General features: G+C 48.7%; 1 protein-coding gene. It reads right to left on the bottom strand.

Going from position 1 to position 335, the window contains the following annotated elements:
- On the bottom strand, positions 1 to 335 hold a 335-nt coding region (locus tag FC07_RS16015), incomplete at both ends, for a hypothetical protein (RefSeq protein WP_162255886.1).

Genomic DNA, 335 nt, shown 5'->3' with positions numbered 1-335 from the left:
ACGACATTTACGGATGTGTCGCCAGTTGGCACGTTTACCTCAGTTGTTTCGGCTGTGTAACCTGGTACTTCTGGATAGTCTTCACGATTGATGACCTCATCAGTCGTCCCAGTTGCTGGTGTAGTCGTCCCTGGAATTGGATCACCATTTTTATCCACAGGCGTAATGCTATACGCATGATTCGTTGGTGTATAAGTAACCATTCCGGTAGCTTTATCCACCGTGATGGTGCCATCTGGGTTCACTGTGGCTGGCACCGTTGTTTTATCTGCCGTATAGCCTGATACTTCTGGCACGTCTACCTCAACCGTTTGACCAACAGTCCCTGTTACACC

It is taken from the genome of Loigolactobacillus bifermentans DSM 20003 (genome assembly GCF_001434575.1).
GTDB classification, from domain to species: domain Bacteria; phylum Bacillota; class Bacilli; order Lactobacillales; family Lactobacillaceae; genus Loigolactobacillus; species Loigolactobacillus bifermentans.
The sequence above is the reverse complement of the archived record's forward strand: the minus strand, read 5'-3'. Positions and strand labels throughout refer to the sequence as shown.